This is a genomic window from Xanthomonas sp. NCPPB 3583 (assembly GCF_041475715.2).
GTDB classification, from domain to species: Bacteria; Pseudomonadota; Gammaproteobacteria; order Xanthomonadales; family Xanthomonadaceae; genus Xanthomonas; species Xanthomonas euvesicatoria.
Genome location: NZ_CM191263.1, coordinates 3,209,623 through 3,225,941 on the forward strand (window position 1 = coordinate 3,209,623; position 16,319 = coordinate 3,225,941).

Annotated in this window: 15 protein-coding genes and 1 other RNA gene; 9 read left to right on the forward strand and 7 right to left on the reverse strand. The window is 66.6% G+C overall.

The genetic code is table 11. The features are described 5' to 3' along the window. Nucleotides 1–13 precede the first annotated feature (13 nt). From ACCQ07_RS14005 to ACCQ07_RS14015, 3 genes are read left to right on the forward strand one after another with little or no spacing between them, the layout of a single operon-like run. A complete protein-coding gene (locus ACCQ07_RS14005) occupies nucleotides 14–661 on the forward strand; it encodes a hypothetical protein (RefSeq protein ID WP_277574002.1) in 648 nt (215 codons plus the stop codon). A 36-nt stretch (nucleotides 662–697) separates the two neighbouring features. After that, nucleotides 698–940: an RNA-binding S4 domain-containing protein gene (locus tag ACCQ07_RS14010; protein WP_005912879.1), complete on the forward strand. Its 243-nt coding sequence runs from the start codon at nucleotides 698–700 to the stop codon at nucleotides 938–940. Then, nucleotides 937–1,257 (forward strand): hypothetical protein, encoded by a 321-nt coding sequence (locus ACCQ07_RS14015; RefSeq protein WP_122272554.1) that lies wholly within the window; start codon nucleotides 937–939, stop codon nucleotides 1,255–1,257. Before ACCQ07_RS14010 ends, ACCQ07_RS14015 begins: the two co-directional genes overlap by 4 nt. A 26-nt stretch (nucleotides 1,258–1,283) precedes the next feature. Here the strand turns inward: ACCQ07_RS14015 and ACCQ07_RS14020 are convergent, their stop codons facing one another. The 4 genes from ACCQ07_RS14020 to ACCQ07_RS14035 form a co-directional block, all read right to left on the reverse strand. Further along, complete coding sequence (locus ACCQ07_RS14020) at nucleotides 1,284–1,685, reverse strand: MAPEG family protein (protein ID WP_017155823.1); 402 nt, start codon at nucleotides 1,683–1,685, stop codon at nucleotides 1,284–1,286. A 25-nt stretch (nucleotides 1,686–1,710) separates the two neighbouring features. Then, nucleotides 1,711–2,247, reverse strand: coding sequence for a DUF4019 domain-containing protein (locus ACCQ07_RS14025; protein ID WP_011348040.1), 537 nt, complete (start codon nucleotides 2,245–2,247; stop codon nucleotides 1,711–1,713). A 402-nt stretch (nucleotides 2,248–2,649) separates the two neighbouring features. After that, nucleotides 2,650–2,904, reverse strand: a complete 255-nt coding sequence (locus tag ACCQ07_RS14030) for a hypothetical protein (RefSeq protein WP_005912872.1) — start codon at nucleotides 2,902–2,904, stop codon at nucleotides 2,650–2,652. Nucleotides 2,905–2,979: 75 nt separating this feature from the next. Then, on the reverse strand, nucleotides 2,980–4,206 hold the full coding sequence (locus ACCQ07_RS14035; protein ID WP_372363396.1) for a COG3904 family protein: 1,227 nt from the start codon (nucleotides 4,204–4,206) through the stop codon (nucleotides 2,980–2,982). 147 nt (nucleotides 4,207–4,353) lie between these two features. Here ACCQ07_RS14035 and ACCQ07_RS14040 point away from each other — a divergent pair, with 147 nt between their 5' ends. The 4 genes from ACCQ07_RS14040 (at nucleotide 4,354) to ACCQ07_RS14055 (ending at nucleotide 9,207) form a co-directional block, all read left to right on the forward strand. Further along, nucleotides 4,354–5,817 (forward strand): AlkA N-terminal domain-containing protein, encoded by a 1,464-nt coding sequence (locus ACCQ07_RS14040; protein WP_122272552.1) that lies wholly within the window; start codon nucleotides 4,354–4,356, stop codon nucleotides 5,815–5,817. Next, nucleotides 5,814–6,356: a methylated-DNA--[protein]-cysteine S-methyltransferase gene (locus ACCQ07_RS14045; RefSeq protein ID WP_372183509.1), complete on the forward strand. Its 543-nt coding sequence runs from the start codon at nucleotides 5,814–5,816 to the stop codon at nucleotides 6,354–6,356. Before ACCQ07_RS14040 ends, ACCQ07_RS14045 begins: the two co-directional genes overlap by 4 nt. A 36-nt stretch (nucleotides 6,357–6,392) precedes the next feature. Continuing rightward, nucleotides 6,393–7,691, forward strand: coding sequence for an alkaline phosphatase family protein (locus ACCQ07_RS14050; protein ID WP_372363397.1), 1,299 nt, complete (start codon nucleotides 6,393–6,395; stop codon nucleotides 7,689–7,691). 124 nt (nucleotides 7,692–7,815) lie between these two features. Then, the gene (locus ACCQ07_RS14055) at nucleotides 7,816–9,207 is read left to right on the forward strand and encodes a chloride channel protein (protein ID WP_139790274.1); all 1,392 of its coding nucleotides are present in this window, start codon (nucleotides 7,816–7,818) and stop codon (nucleotides 9,205–9,207) included. Nucleotides 9,208–9,508: 301 nt separating this feature from the next. Here ACCQ07_RS14055 and ACCQ07_RS14060 read toward each other — a convergent pair whose 3' ends face one another. From ACCQ07_RS14060 to ACCQ07_RS14070, 3 genes are all read right to left on the reverse strand, one after another. Then, a complete protein-coding gene (locus ACCQ07_RS14060; protein WP_008571876.1) occupies nucleotides 9,509–9,691 on the reverse strand; it encodes a 30S ribosomal protein THX in 183 nt (60 codons plus the stop codon). A gap of 304 nt (nucleotides 9,692–9,995) precedes the next feature. Continuing rightward, nucleotides 9,996–10,072, reverse strand: a non-coding RNA gene (locus ACCQ07_RS14065) — sX9 sRNA. 61 nt (nucleotides 10,073–10,133) lie between these two features. Continuing rightward, nucleotides 10,134–10,550 (reverse strand): MerC domain-containing protein, encoded by a 417-nt coding sequence (locus ACCQ07_RS14070; protein WP_008571877.1) that lies wholly within the window; start codon nucleotides 10,548–10,550, stop codon nucleotides 10,134–10,136. A gap of 162 nt (nucleotides 10,551–10,712) precedes the next feature. Between ACCQ07_RS14070 and ACCQ07_RS14075 the strand changes: the two genes are divergently transcribed. After that, nucleotides 10,713–12,776 (forward strand): TonB-dependent receptor, encoded by a 2,064-nt coding sequence (locus tag ACCQ07_RS14075; protein ID WP_071117448.1) that lies wholly within the window; start codon nucleotides 10,713–10,715, stop codon nucleotides 12,774–12,776. A 394-nt stretch (nucleotides 12,777–13,170) separates the two neighbouring features. Beyond that, nucleotides 13,171–15,552 carry a TonB-dependent receptor gene (locus tag ACCQ07_RS14080; RefSeq protein WP_372363399.1) on the forward strand — a complete coding sequence of 794 codons (2,382 nt, stop codon included), beginning with the start codon at nucleotides 13,171–13,173 and terminating at the stop codon, nucleotides 15,550–15,552. The last annotated feature ends 767 nt before the right edge of the window (nucleotides 15,553–16,319 follow it).

The following is a 16,319-nucleotide window of genomic DNA, read 5'->3' on the forward strand; positions in this document are numbered from 1 at the left end:
ACCGGAGCAAGACATGGAACTGGACGACATCGCCCTGGCCTGGCGTTCGCTGGAACAACGGCTGGACCAACAAGCCGCACTCACCGGCCAGGTGCTCGGCGACCTGCGCAGCCACGCAGCACGCGCCCACCTGCGCCCGTTGTGGCTGAGCCAGTCGGCGCAACTGCTGTGCGCCATCGCAGTGAGTGGCATCGTTGCCCACAGTTGGCTCAGTTTCGCCGAACAGGCCGCTGCCGTCGTCGGCGGCGTGTTGCTGCAGGCGTGGTGCGTTGCGCTGGCTGCGTCTGCGGCCCGTCAACTGTGGCTGTTGTCGCAGTTGGATTTCGCCAGGCCACTGCTGCAGACACAGCGCGCGCTTGCACAGCTGCGGCGCTGGCGCACACGCGTGGCGCCGTGGCTGGGCGTGGCGTTCTGGGTGCTGTGGGTGGCAGTGGCAGACGCTGCGTGGCGGGCCTTCACCGGCGTTTCGTTGCCGTACGCCTGGCTGTTATGCAACCTGCTGGTGGGCGTACTCGGCGGCATCGGCACCTGGCTGGGCTATCGACGGCTGCAGCGCAGCGGTCACCCCTGGCTGGAACGCCTGGACGCCGCGCATGCCGGCCGCAGCGTCGCCCGCACCGAGACCCTGCTGGAACAGATCGCGCGTTTCCAGCGCGAGTAGGCGGATAATCGCGGCCTCCCTGCCACCGAGCACACCATGCAATACCTGGAATTCGACCTGGACGGCGACTACATCGAACTCAACCAGTTGCTCAAGCTGGCCGGCATTGCCGACAGCGGCGGCCAGGGCAAGGCGATCGTCGCCAGCGGCGCGGTCAGCGTCGACGGCGTGCAGGAGCTGCGCAAGACCGCCAAGATCCGTCCCGGCCAGCTGGTGCAGCTGGACGATGTGGAAATTCGCGTATTGGCATGGAACCCGGACGCCGAGCCTGACGCATGAAGGTGGTGGAGATCGGCCGGCGCAACAACGCACCTTCGGCCGACGATCCAACCCACGACGTCTGTGTTTTTTCGATCGCCATCGACTCGGACCAGCCGTTCTGGCTGGAGCAGTCCATCCGCGGCGGCCATGCCGAGCGAGGCGGCTGCAGCATGCTGGCCTTGCACGAACTGGATACCTGGCGCGGCGACTGGCGTGCAGAGGTGACCAGGGCCGGTTGCGCCTGGGTGATTCCACTGCTGGAGCAGGCCCTGCATACCGGCGATACGCAGGCGGCCACCGATGCAATCCTGGCGCGGGTGCAAGCGACTGATTGAAGCTCACACCCGCCGGCGACGCTGCATCAAATGCCCAGCAGTGCGCGCACCAGTTTGATGATGCCCCAGAACGACACCACCCAGATGGCGCTGCGCAGGTACGGAATACCCGCGGCATACACCGGCACATACGCCACGCGCGCCCACAGGTAGAGCTGCACGGCGAGTGCTGTTTCTGCGCTGGTGCGCCCGGCCACGCTCACCGCCAGCACGGCGGCCGCGAAGATCGGAAAGGTCTCGAGATAATTGCGAAACGCACGGTCCAGCCGCGCCGCCACGCCGGTGAGCGGCTTGGCCTCGCCATCGCGTGCGCTGGCATTCCACTTGGTGCCGCGCTGGGCGGTCATGCTGGCCGAGGCGGCCAGTAATTGCACCAGCCCGAGCACCATCGCCCAGCCCAGCATCTGCAGCTCGATCGTCAGTTGCATACGTTTCTCCCGGCCGATGGAAACATCACTTCACCGCCGTGCGCAGGCTGTAACCGGCCAACCGCCAGGTCTTGTCTTCGTCCAGACGGAACGACACCAGCTCGCGGACCGGTTGCTGCGCCTTGGCGAAACGGGTCGGGAAGCTGACGTTGACATACAGGCCTTCGGGCACCTGCGCGCCGGGACCGTACTTGACCCGCGTGACCGAGCCCTGCCCGCGCCCCACCACCGCACCCAGCCGCGCGCGTTCGGTGCCGATCTGGCTGACGAAGACGTCGCGCTTGACCGCGGTCTTGGCCACCTTGGACGCGCCATCCCACAAGGACGCGACCTGGTTGCCGTCCACCATCTGCGCCACGCGCAAGGCGGCCTGAGTCATCTCGGTGTTCTGCTTGGTCAGCTGCGCCTGCTGCGCCGGGCTGAGCGCCGGCTGCCCTGCGGGCGCTGCAGCGGCCGGTTGCGCTGCCGCCGGGCTGGCAGGGCGACCGGCCGCCTGCGGTTGTTGAGCGAACGCCAGCGCTGGAGCCAGTGCCAACACGATAACCAGACGAGAACGAAGCATTGGATGGGGACCTTGTACGGATCGGGTGGAAAGGGAGAGGCGCCACCCACCTTTTAGTGGGTAGCGCAGTCTAGAGCGCGTCATGCGCAACACAAGTCTGCGGCTGCAGGTCCGGGGACGGCGCTGAGGGCGACAAAGCAAGCGCTGACGCGGGCCTTTTGGAAAACACACTTCTCGAGCGCGCAAGCGGCGAGCAGAGACCTCCGGCCACCAATGCGCGCATTGGAAGTCATCAGGTCTGGCAGCGGCGTTTCATCCTTCTGTCTGGAGTGGCAGGCATGCTGCAGATGTCGGGCTCGGCTGGGTGCGCGGACGCGTGCCGCAATCACGTGAAGTGACCAGGCGCGCATTCCGCACAGGCACGCACCAACCTTGAATTCCCATTGCCGTTGTCAACGCGATCTAGACCTCGCTCCCGGGAGCCGGCGGTACGGCCGCCACGCCACGCGGCCGCCACAGACGCCAACTGACCCAGAAGGCACGCGCGATCGCGGCAATCAGCGCCGCCAGACTCAGCCAGGTGGCCAGCGTCGCCGGCCATTGTTCGTGCATCGCGGCAGCGGCCAGACGCAGCAGCTCGGCCACACCGAAGCCAACCAGCACCAACAGGGCCGAAGGTAGATATGCCAGTAACACACCCTTGGTCTTGCCTCGCATACGCCCCCCGGCTCGGTTGTGATGCAGCGACGATAGGCAGCGCGCAGTGCGATACGCGTGAAGCCCTCACTGCGTTCAACCGTCGGGGTGCGTCGCGGGCGACGGGCCGGCCTGGGCCGCGTCCTGCGCTGGCGCGGAGTCTGGCTCGGCTGCAGGTGTCGCCGCACCTGCGGCATCGCGCTGGGCTTGGTCGTTGTGCGTCTGGCCGGCCTGCGCCTCACCGGTCTGCGTCTCGGACGTCGGGCTGGCCGGCAGCGCCGCGGCATCGGTTTCGGCCAGCGGGCTTTCTTCCGGGCAGGCCCCATCCGGAAAGCCGAAGCGCTGCTTCAAGGCCAGGCCGCAGGCATTGACCGCGTCCAGGTCTGCACCCTCGCCCTTGCACTTCTGGTCGAAGGCGACCAGAAACGCGTCCTTGCGGCGTACGAAGGCATCGCCGCACTTGCGCATCTGGCGGATGCGTTCCAGATCGTCCTGCACGGCGTTGGTGCCGTCCAGCCCGTATTCGCGCAACTCTTCCACGCTGAGCAGGCGCAGGCTGCGGTTGGGCACGGTCATCATCAAGTCGGCCACCGCCACCGCCACGCCGTTGCGCTCCAGGTAATCCTTGACGTTGCCGTAGACCTCGCGCAGTTCGCGATTGAGCTCGGCGCGCGAAGTGGCCTTGGAGCTGATCCGCATCATGCGGTGAATGCCGACCTTGCCGGCGACCAGGCGGTTGTCGCCGGCCGCCAGCACGAACACGCAGGCGCTGTGGCAGATCGAGCCTTCGCGCACCCAGATGGTCCAGTTGGACTCGCCGATGGTATCGCCGGCGCGGATCGCCGCCTCCACCTGCCCGCCACTGGAATCCAGGTCCAGGATGCGATGCGGCAACTTCCACTGCTCCGCGACCGAGGCCAGCCGCCACACCAGCGCCGCAAAACCTGCATTGATCTTGCCGGCGTAGCGCACCCGCACCAGCCCGGTCTCGCGGCACGGCGCCAGCGCCGCTTCCACGCTGGCCCGGTCCAGTGCCGGCAACAACGTGCCGTCGCCGGCCTCGCGGCTGTAATCGGTTGCGCAGCTGATCCAGGCCTGGCCCGATTCCAGTTCCGCCTGCGGCCAGCCGGCCTCGCCCGCCTGCGTGCGCGGGCGCGGTGGCGGGACCGGGTCGGGCGTATCCACCGACACCATGTGATCGCCATCGTTTGCCTGCCCTGCACCACTCTGCTGCGCAACCGCTGCATCGGCGGAGGTCGCCGACCGATCGCAGGCGGCCAGCAGGAGCAAGCAGGCAAATGACAGACAAACCGATTTCAGCATGATGTGGGGCACGGAGCGCGACGGAGATCACCCGCAGTCTATGGCTGAATGGGTCGATGGGTTGACCCGGCCATGAACGCGCGGGCTCGCCGCAACCCTGTCCGAAAACGGCCAGCCGGCGCTAGGGCGAGCGCATAGACTGGCGCCATGCAGACCGCAACGCCCGACCGAACCCAATGCGACCGCGCCCGCCTGGCACGCGATGCACGCTTCGACGGGCTGTTTTTCACCGCCGTGCGCAGCACCGGCATCTATTGCCGCCCGGTGTGTCCGGCGCCGCCGCCGAAGCCGGCCAATGTCAGTTACTACCCCACTGCCGCGGCAGCCAGCGCCGCCGGCTACCGGCCGTGCCTGCGCTGCAGGCCGGAGCTGTCGCCGCAGGCGCAGCAGCATCTGGGCGAAGAAAGCGTGCAGCGTGCGCTGGCGATGATTGCCGACGGCGCGCTGCAGGAGCAGCCGGTGCAGACGCTGGCCGATGCGGTGGGCTTGAGCGCGCGCCAACTGCAGCGGCAATTCGTGCAGCAGCTGGGCGCCACGCCGATCCAGGTGCACGGCACGCATCGGCTGCTGCTGGCCAAGCAATTGCTGACCGAAACCGCCCTGCCGGTCACCGAGGTGGCGCTTGCGGCAGGCTTCAACAGCCTGCGCCGCTTCAATGCAGCCTTCCTGCAGGGCTGCGGCATGCCGCCCTCTGCATTGCGCAAGCAGCGTACCGAGGTCCCCGGCGGCGAACTGACATTGCGCCTGGGCTATCGCCCGCCACTGGATCTGCCGGCGATGCTGGCCTTCTTGCAGCGCCGCGCGATCCCGGGCATCGAGCAGGTCGATGCCAACGGCTACCGGCGCGTGATCGGCCCGCCGGGCAAGGCCAGCGTGATCGAGGTCAGCGCGGCACCGCAGCGCGCGGAACTGCTGCTGCGCATTGGCGCCACCGACCCGCGCCAGATTCCGCAGATCGTGCGGCGCGTGCGCCGGCTATTCGATCTGGATGCAGACCTACAGGCCGTGCACGCCACGCTCGCGCCGGAACCGTTGCTGGCCGAGGCACTCGCGCGCCGCCCCGGTCTGCGCGTGCCCGGCGGCTGGGACGGCTTCGAAGTGGCGGTGCGTGCGGTGCTGGGCCAGCAGATCAGCGTGGCCGGCGCAGCAACGCTGGCAGCGCGGCTGGTGAACCGTCATGGCGGTCATCATGCCGACATGCCACCCGGACTGGATCGCAGTTTCCCCACGCCCGAACAGCTAGCCGACGCGCCGCTGGAACAACTCGGGCTGCCGCGTGCGCGCGCCGCCACGCTGCGTGCGCTGGCATCGGCCTGCGCGCAAGGCCAGCTGCACTTCGGTGCCGGGCAGCGCCTGCCTGATTTCATCGCTGCCTGCACCGCGCTGCCCGGAATCGGGCCGTGGACCGCGCATTACGTGGCCATGCGTGCGTTGTCGCATCCGGACGCGTTTCCGGCCGGCGACCTGATCCTGCAGCAGGTGCTCGGCGCTCCCGGGCGCCTGAGCGAACGCGCCACCGAGGCCCGTTCGCAGGCGTGGCGACCGTGGCGCGCCTACGCCGTGCTGCACCTGTGGCATCTGGCCAACGACCGCAAGGACACCCGCGCATGAGCACACTGCACTACGACACCTTTCCCTCGCCGATCGGCGCACTGAGCGTGGCCGCCGACGACAGCGGCGTGCACCACATCCTGTTCGCGCAGAACCGCTACGACGCCATCGGCCGTGCGCGCTGGTTGCACGACCCTGATGCGCCGCTGGTGCGCGAAGCACGCGAACAGTTGCTCGATTACCTGCATGGCGGGCGACGCAGTTTCGATCTGCCGCTGGCGCCGGTCGGCACACCGTTTCAGCTGACGGTCTGGCGCACGCTGGCGCAGATTCCGTTCGGGCAGACCTGGAGCTACGCGCAACTTGCGCAGGCGGTCGGCAAGCCGGCCGCGAGCCGCGCGGTGGGCGCTGCCAACGGACGCAATCCGCTGCCGATCGTGCTGCCCTGCCATCGCGTGATCGGCGCCAATGGCACGTTGACCGGCTTCGGCGGCGGCCTGCCGACCAAGCAGGCCTTGTTGCATTTGGAAGGCTGGTCCCCGCGTGGCGCGCGCGCCGACGATCTGTTTGCACCTGCCTCGGCAGTGCGCACTGGCTGACTTCGCGGCGTCATCGCTGCGCCGTAAACTGACGCCATGATCGACCGACGTTTTGGAGTTGCCGCAGCGGCGCTTGCCTTGCTTGCGGCCTGTAGCAGCCAGCCATCTGCGCGCAGCGCGCCCACGCAGGTGCCGACTGCAGCGCCCAAGACCGCATCGGCCAGCACCCCGCACACACTGCTGCTCATCTCCATCGACGGCCTGCGCGCGGACATGCTCGATCGCGGCATCACGCCGAACCTGTCGCAACTGGCACGCGAAGGCGTACGTGCGCGCTGGATGACGCCCTCGTATCCGTCGCTGACGTTTCCCAATCACTACACCCTGGTCACCGGGCTGCGCCCGGACCACCACGGCATCGTGCACAACAGCATGCGCGACCCGACACTTGGGGGTTTCTGGTTGAGCAAGTCCGAGGCGGTGGGCGATGCGCGCTGGTGGGGCGGCGAACCGGTGTGGGTGGGCGTGGAAAACAGCGGCCAGCATGCGGCCACCTGGTCGTGGCCAGGCAGCGAGGCGGCAATCAAGGGCGTACGCCCGTCGCAGTGGCGCCATTATCAAAAAGGCGTGCGCCTGGACACGCGCGTGGACGCAGTGCGGGGCTGGCTGAAAACCGACGGCGCCCGGCACAATCGCCTCGTCACGCTCTACTTCGAACATGTGGACGAAGCCGGCCACGACCACGGCCCGGAATCGCGCGAATACGCCGACGCCGTGCGCGCGGTGGATGCGGCCATCGGCCGGCTGCTGACAGGCATGCAACGCGATGGCACGCGTACGCGCACCAACATCATCGTGGTCTCCGACCATGGCATGGCCGAGGTTGCGCCGGGGCATGCGATCAGCGTGGAAGACATCGCGCCGCCGCAGATCGCCACCGCAATCACCGATGGCCAGGTGATCGGCTTGCAGCCACTGCCCGGGCAACAGGACGCTGCCGAGGCCAGCGTGCTCGGTGCGCACGACCACTACGACTGCTGGCGCAAGGCGGAGCTGCCGGCACGCTGGCAGTACGGCAGCCACCCGCGCATTCCGTCGATCGTGTGCCAGATGCACGAAGGTTGGGATGCACTCTTCCCGGACAAGCTTGCCAAACGCGCGCAGCGGGGCACACGTGGCTCGCATGGCTTCGATCCGGCATTGGCGTCGATGCGGGCGGTGTTCCTGGCGCAAGGCCCGGACCTGGCGCAAGGCAAGACACTGCCAGGCTTCGACAACGTGGATGTCTATGCGCTGATGACCCGGCTGCTGGGTATTCCGGCCGCGCCCAACGATGGCAACCCGGCAACCTTGCTGCCGGCCTTGCGCGTGCCGCCGGCAGCCGACGCCAAATAGACGCGACCGGCACCCGCAGCAACGCCGCCATGCGCGCGCGCAGCATCCACGCCGAAAACGCGCACGCAGGCAAGACGCCGCGCTACGTCGTGGCCGCGCGGCTCATGTCGGCGACAGCGCAGGAATGTGGCTCGCTGTAGACACCGCTGCGGCCCAGCAGTGCGACAATGACGCAATGTCTGGTTCCAATCCCCCGTCGCGTCGCTTGCGGCCGTTGTTGTCCAGCGAAGGCTGGCGTCGTCGCGCTGCACTGTGGGGCGGCGCCATTGCGGTGGCGCTGGTGGCGATCGTATTCGCCAAGGCCAGCGACGCGGCCTTTCATCTATTTCAACGCATCACCGCACACTCGATCTGGTGGGCACTGCTGCTGACGCCGGGCATCTTCGCGCTGCTCGCCTGGCTCACCTCCGGTGCGCTGCGGCCCACGCGCGGCAGCGGCATCCCGCAGGTGATAGCCGCGCTGGAGCACCCGGAGCCGGCGTTTCGCGACAGCAACCTCTCGTTGCGCGTGTCGGTTGGCAAGCTCGCGTTGACCACCTTGTCGCTGCTCGGCGGCGCATCGGTGGGACGCGAAGGACCCACCGTGCATGTCGGCGCCAGCCTGATGCATGTGTTCGGGCGCTGGTTCGGTTTTCGCGACCCACGCGAGCTCTCGCATTTCCTGCTCGCCGGCGGCGCCGCCGGTATCGCGGCCGCATTCAATACCCCGCTCGCGGGCGTGGTCTTTGCGATTGAAGAACTGAGCGGGCGTTTCGAGCACCGCTTTTCCGGCACCCTGCTCACCGCGGTGATCGTCGGTGGGGTGGTGTCGCTGGGCCTGCTGGGCAACTACACCTATTTCGGCAAGGTGGCCGTGGCCTTGCCCTTGGGCCAGGCCTGGCTGGCGATCGCCTTGTGCGGCAGCGTGGCCGGGTTACTCGGCGGCATCTTCGCGCGGATGGTGCTGGCCAGCGTCAGCGGCAAACCGCGCTGGTTGGGCGCGCTGCGCCAACGGCATCCGGTGCTGCTGGCCGCGTCGTGCGGCGTTGCCCTGGTCGGGCTGGCGCTGGTGTTCGGGCAAGGCGCCTTCGGCACCGGCTACGAACAGGCGCGCAGCCTGGTGCAGGGGCATGCGGTGGTCGGCCACGAGTTCGGCATGATGAAACTCATCGCCAACCTGGTCTCGTATCTGGCCGGCATTCCAGGTGGCCTGTTTTCGCCGGCGCTGGCAGTGGGTGCCGGCATCGGCCACAACCTCTCGGTACTGATGCCCAGCGTGGACCCGCGCACCTTCGTGCTGTTGGGCATGTGCGCCTATCTCACCGGCGTGACCCAGGCGCCGCTGACCTCGGCGGTGATTTCGCTGGAACTCACCGACACCAGCCAGATGCTGCTGCCGATCCTGGCCACCGTACTGATCGCGCGCGCAGTCTCCGGGCTGGTCTGCAAGACGCCGATCTATCGTGGCCTGGCCGAGCAGTTGCTGGCACCGGGTGGCGCTACCGTGGCACCGACGACTTCCGCGCCTGGTCACTGACGCTGGATGCGGCCGGCCAGCAGTGCGCAGCGCGGCCGGCTGCGACAGCAATGATTCAGTGCCGGGTCGCCTGGTGATCGACCACATGTCCCGGCGTTGATCAGGTGGCGCCGGGCCTAAGCCAGCGCGCACACGTACGCCGGGTCCATGAACGTGCCGGGGGAAAAGACGTTGCCGCGACCTGATCGGGCATCGCCTGGCCAGCCGGCGCCTTCACGATGCCGGCCAGGCAATGCCGGACAGCGGACATAAAAAAACGCGGCGCAAGCGCCGCGTTCTGGTGTCGCGAAGCTGGCCGGGATCAGCCGGCCTTGGCGACGGTCTTCTTGGCGACGGCCTTCTTGGCCGGGGCCTTGACCACGCCCTTCTTGGCAACCGGGGCAGCTGCACCCACGACAACCTTGCTCACCGCGTGCGAACGCGAATTGCCGTAGCTGGCGTTGTAGCGCTTGCCCTTGGCGGTCTTACGGTCACCCTTACCCATTTCGTCGACTCCTGAATGTGAATACAAATTCCCGTGCTGGCACAGGTCTGGCGAGGTTTCACCGGCGGCGCCCTCGCGCAAGGCCGACAAGCCTACCACGGCGGCCCCGGCGCGCGTAGCTGGGCAGCGCCCGGCCGCCTTGCGGCACTGATCGACCCAAGAACGATGCATGCAGTCGTGGACTGTGCGCGGCCGCGGTTGGAGCAGCAGAGCAGCCAGAAAATGCGGGGGCAGACGTGGAGGAACTCCGCTGTCCGCATCGGCCTGGCGGCGACGCAACCGCACTACGACAAAGGCTTAGTGCGACTAACAAAACGTAGCGAGCAGCTATCAGGTGGGCACGAACGGCGCGCTCAGAACCTTAGCGTACGCGTGGTACATGCCGATTCCGAGCACCGGCCGCGCCCGCCTGGCGGCTGCGCAGTCGTGTTGTTAGCCGCCCTTAGTGCGCGCAGCTGGCGTCGTGCACATGCCCATGCCCGTGATTCAGACGCAGATTGACCAGGTGGGCGATACCGACCAGGGCGCCGCCCAGCGTCATCACCACCGCATGCGGCACCACCGAATGATGAAGCGGGTCGTACAGCAGGCCCAGCCACAGCAACCCCAGGCCGGGCAGCAGCAACGCCAGTGCATGCAGCGCTTTATGCCGGCGATACCCGAGCACAAGGCTGAAAAGGCCCAGCAGCGTCACGAACACCACGATGGCCCGTTCCACCCCGTCGCCCAGCCAGAACGACAGGCCCAGCGAAGGCGCCAGCGCCAGCACCAGTGGCAATACCGCACAGTGCACCGCGCACAGCAGCGAGCCGGTTGCGCCGAAGCGGTCAAGAAGATGGCGAAGGGTTGGTAGAGGCATGACGTCCAGCAGGGTACTCGCGGCGACGTGGAATAATATAACATCTTACTGTTCCAGCCCCGCATCAGTGCATCGCGCAGTCATGCGGGCTCGCCGCCGGCGCAGCAGGAAAGCTGCGCCTTACCACTGATACACAGTAACAATTACAGAGTCCGGTCCACCATGCCCCCTTTTGCTCCCTCTTTCCGCCGTTCTGCGCTCTCGCTGGCCCTGACCAGCCTGCTGACCCCTGCCCTGGCCATGGCCGAGGACGCTCCGGTCGCTGCCGATGGGCAGACCCCGCCCAGTTCGGACACGCGCCACGATGCCAGCCCCTCCAGTGGGCGTCATATCAAGGATCTGGACAAGGTGGTGGTCACCGCCAGCCCGCTGCGCGATGCGGCCGGTGAGTTGAGCCGCCCGGTGGAAGTGCTGGCCGGCGAGCGTCTGGACGAGGTGCGCAGTTCCAGCCTGGGCGAAACCGTGGCCAGCCTGCCCGGCGTGCAGAGTTCCAACTTCGGACCCGGCGTGGGCCGGCCGATCATCCGCGGCCTGGACGGCCCGCGCGTGGCAGTGCTGCGCGACGGCCTGTCCACCCAGGACGTATCCACCGTCAGCCAGGACCATTCCCCGGCGATCGAGCCGTTCCTGGCCAACCAGATCGAAGTGCTGAAGGGTCCTTCGACCTTGCTGTATGGCTCCGGCGCCATCGGCGGCGTGGTCAACGTGGTCGACGGGCGCATCGCCGAGACCCCGGTGGACGGCTTCAGCGGGCGCGCCGAAGTGCGCTTGGACGGCGGCGACAAGGACGGCAACACCGATATGTTCCGCGTCGATGCCGGTAATGGCAGCGGGCTGTCGATCCACGCCGATGGCGTGTATCGCAACCAGAACGACTACGACACGCCGAAAGGTCGCCAGCTCAACAGCTGGATCGATTCCAAGGTGGGCTCGATCGGTGCATCGCTGTCCGGCGACTGGGGGTTTGTCGGCCTGTCGGCATCGCGTTTCCGCGACAACTACGGCAACCCGGGCGAGCCGGGCGACCCGTCCATCGGCGAGCGCGGCGTGTCGCTGAAACTGCAGCAGGACCGCTACGACCTCAAGGGCGGGCTGACCGATCCGTGGGGCGAAGGCAGCGCGTTGCGTTACAGCTTCGGCCATACCGATTACGCACATACCGAATTCGAAGGCGCCGAAGTCGGCACCGTGTTCACCAAGCGGGCCAACGAAGGCCGCGTGGAAGCCTCGTTCACGTTTGGCGGCGGCTGGCAGACTGCATTCGGCCTGCAAGGCAGCGACAGCACCTTCCAGGCGATCGGCGAAGAATCCTTCGTGCCCAAGACCGATACACGCTCGCTCGGCGCATTTGCCGTTGCGCGCAACAGTTGGGAGCGGGTCACCGCGGAAGTCGGCGCGCGCGTGGACAAGGTCAAGTACCAGACCGATGTCGGCGTGGATCGCGATTTCACGCCGACCAGCTTCTCGGCCAGCGGCGGTTTCCGCTTCAACGAACAATGGCGTCTGACCGCCAACCTGGACCATGCCGAGCGCGCGCCGGCCGAAGAAGAACTGTTCGCCAACGGCCCGCATATCGCTACCCTCGCCTTCGAAATCGGCGACGCCAACCTGAAGACCGAGAAGGCCAACCAGGCCGAGCTGGGATTGAATTTCCAGAACGAATGGGTGGATGCCAAGGTGGCGGCGTACTACAACCGCTACAACGACTTCGTCTACATCGTCGACACCGGCGGCCAGTGGTTCAACGAAGAAGACAACGACTTCCTGCCGATTCGCCAGTGGACGCAGGCCGATGCGATCTTCCACGGCTTCGAAGGCGAGGCCACCGTCCACCTGGCCAACAACGAGAACGGTGCGTGGGACCTGCGCGTGTTCGGGGATACCGTGCGGGCGCGCCTGAACGATGGCGGCAACCTGCCGCGGATCGCACCGGGCCGCTTCGGTGCGCAGCTGCGCTGGGATGCGCAGCAGTGGCGCGCATCGCTCGGTGCCACCCGCACCATGAAGCAGGACAAGGTGGCAGTGAACGAAACGCCGACCGACGGCTACACCTTCGTCGATGCACATCTGGCGTATCACGTGGACCGCGGCAGCACGGCGTGGGAAGTGTTCCTGGACGGCAACAACCTGACCAACCAGGACGCGCGCGTGCACACCTCCTTCCTCAAGGACGATGTGATGCTTCCTGGCCGCAGCGCCTCGTTCGGCGTGCGCCTGTTCTTCTGACGGCAGACTCTCTCCCCTGCTGACTGGAAGGAAGGCCGCCTTCGGGCGGCCTTTTTTATGTGCATTGCCGAGCTATCGGCGCCGGCTTGCGCGCACTGCACTGCGCTTGCAGTCGCGTTCGCCAGCGCGTGGATTTGCACGGCACTCAGGACGGGAACACCGACGCGCGACACGCAGGCACGACCTTCTTCCCAACGTGGAAGCGCAGCCCAAGGCTGCTGCGTCGCACAACACGCTGCGGCGCATCTAGGGTTAAAACTTCATTAGCACTGCGCTGACAGGGGGCGCAAGCGACGCGATAGCGCGGGCGCGCGCGTGTGTACTGGCTGCCGATGCCTGCACACGCGGCGTGGCCCGGCAGCGTTCTTGCACTTTAAGACAAGGAGCCTTGCGCATGCGTTTTTCATCGCCCCGCTACACCCTTTCGCTTGCCGTCGCTGCCGCGCTGCTGGCACCGGATGGCCGCACGCAGACCGCCACGCCTGCATCAGGCAACCAGGAGGCCACCACGCTGGATGCGGTCATCGTCAGCGGCACCGCGCGCTTCAAGGGCCTGGCCAAGCGCGACGCCAGTTTTTCGATCACCACGGCCAGCCCGGAGCAGATCCAGCAGGCGGTGCCGCAAAGCACCGCCGACCTACTCAAGATCGTGCCCGGCGTGTGGGCCGAGCCCAGCGGCGGCGGCACCGGCGCCAACATCTTCGTGCGCGGCATGCCATCGGAAGGCGATGCGCCGTTCGTGACCATGCAACTGGACGGTTCGCCCCTGTTTCCGCCGCCGACCTTGTCGTTCCTGGAGAATTCCACGCTGTTCCGTGTCGATGACACCGTCGAACGCATGGAAGTGCTGCGCGGCGGCTCCAGCCCGATCTTCTCCAACGGCCAGCCCGGCTTGACCGTCAATTTCATCCAGAAAAAAGGCCAGGACGAACCCGAAGGCAGCGTGCGCCTGACCGGCGGCAACAACGCCTTGCGCCGCATCGATGTGTTCAACAGCGGGCCGATGGGTAATGGCTGGTACTACAGCGTAGGCGGTTTTTTTCGCGAAACCGACGGCGTGCGCGACCCGCAGTTCTCCGCCGACAAGGGCGGCCAGTTCAGCGCCACCTTGAGCAAGCGCTGGGACAACGGCGAGCTGTCGTTCTACGCGCGCCACACCGACGATAACAACGCGTTCTACACCGCGATCCCGTTGCTCTCGCGCAACAACGGCAGCGATATTTCCAGTTTCCCCGGCTTGAACGCGCAGACCGGCACCCTGCTCGGCCGCGACTTCCGCAATGTGGATCTGTTGGTCGGACCCGATGGCCAGACGCTGCGGCGCGACCTGGCCGACGGACGCGGCGTCAACATCGACGTGTTCGGCGGCGAATGGAACTGGGAGAGCGGCGGCTGGACCGTGGCCGACCGTTTCAACGTGATCAGCGGCAGCGCACCGACCTACGCGCTATTTACCGGCGATGCGCCACAACGCCTGGGCGATTTCATCGCCAGCTACGGCAGCAGTGGTAGCGCCAGCTACACCAATGGGGGCGGCGTGGTGGATGCGAATCAGCAGGTGCTCGAAGCCGGTTGGTGGTCGGTGGACAAACGCCTGAATTCCTTTACCAACGACCTGCGTCTGAGCCGCGAGCTGTTTGCCGGCAACACGCTGACCGTGGGCGCGTATTACGCCAAGTATTCCTCTGCCGACACCTGGTACCTGGGCAATACCATGTTGCTCACCGCGCAAAACAACGCGCGCCGCATCGATGTGGCGTTGGACGATGGCCGCCAGGCCACGCGCCAGGGGTTCACCAGTACCGCGTTCTTGAACCTGCGCGCCAAGTACGACGGCGAAAACATCGCCGCCTTCGTTGCCGACGAGTGGGAGCTGAGCGAACGCCTGCGCCTGGACCTGGGCGCACGCTACGAGCGCCAGAGCGTCACCGGCGATGTGCACGACACTACGACCGTGGATCTGGATGGCAACCCGGCCACGTTGTACGACAACGCCACCTCGCTGGCGCTGGCGACCACCCGGCGCATCGATCAGAACGATGAAGCGCTGTCATGGACAGCCGGTCTGAACTTCACGCTGGACCAGCACAACAGCCTGTTTGCGCGGGTCAACTCCGGGGTGAAGTTTCCCGGCTTCGACAACCTGCGCGATGGACAGACCCGCGTGCAGGACGTGGATCAATACGAGCTGGGTTTGAAGTCCGGCACAAGCGTCTACGACCTGTATCTCACCGCGTTCTACAACACCTTCAAGAACTCGCCGTTCCAGGCATTCCTGGCCAATGGCGAGAACTTCACCGCCGTGGGCGATTCGCGCGCACGTGGCCTGGAGGTGGAGGGTGCGATCCGGCCGTTCGGCGGGTTCGAGCTGGCTGGCACCGGGGTGTGGCTGGACGCCAAGTACCGCAATTATCGCGAGTTCACCGGCAACCAGGTGATGCGCCAACCCAAGCGCCAGTTCCGCATCACGCCCAGCTATTACTGGATGCTGCCGTTCGGCGACCTCAAGGTGTTTGCTACCTATTCGTACATCGGCGAGCGCTTTGCGGACCTGGCCAACAGCCAGCGCCTGCCCTCGTACAACATGCTGGATATCGGCGCCAACCTGCATGTGGGCGAACATTGGGAAGTGACGGCCAGCGGCAGCAACGTCACCGACACGGTGGGCCTGACCGAAGGCAACGTGCGCGTGCCTGGCGCAGCCACCGGTGGTGTCTTCATGGGCCGCCCCATCGCCGGGCGGCAGTACCAGATGTCGGTGGCGTACCGCTGGTAGTTCGTCGCCACACGCTGAGCCGCGCAGCAGCGCAGACTGCTGCGCGGCACCTCGCTACCGCATGCCTCGATGCGCAGCCTGGTGGCACTGGCATGCCCGGGCCATGGCCGACGTTGCCAGACGCTGCGGGCCGCATGCGTTTTCCCATGCGCGGCAGACGGTGTAACACGGTGATGAGAGGGCGGAGCCGAACAGCGCCGCATGCGAAGCACGACGACGCATCGTGATCGCTTATTTCGATCGAAGTGACTGCCACCGCCAAATTTTTCTGCAATTTTCGTCGGCAGAACTTCGCATGCAACGCATCACCCGACATGCCAGCCGTAAATTGCGCGATGTGTCACAAAGATGTCGTCGCTGGCATGCCTTGCAGACAATGCTGCCCCCATTTGTAATCCAGGCGTTCTTGATGCACACGCATCGACAACATCGGCTGCGTCGACACGCACAGGGGAGCCGACGCCGGACCTGACCGCAGCGTCCATCGGCAGACATGCGCTTGGTAACTCAACTGGGATAAACGCACATGGCTCTTGTTGCAGCCTCCTTTGCATCGATGTCGCACACCCCGGGCATCGACACGCGGCATCTGACTGCCTGCGGTGCAGCTCGGCTTTCGGATCGCACTGCCTGACGGGCTTTCCGGACCCGGCTGGCACCTGTTGGGTCCTTCACTCGCATTCCTCTTTCCGGCTCCACCAACACCGGCTTCACAGGCGCGAGCTTCGTGGAGTGGAGCAGCTGCAAAGGCCGATCGCGCGGTTGGC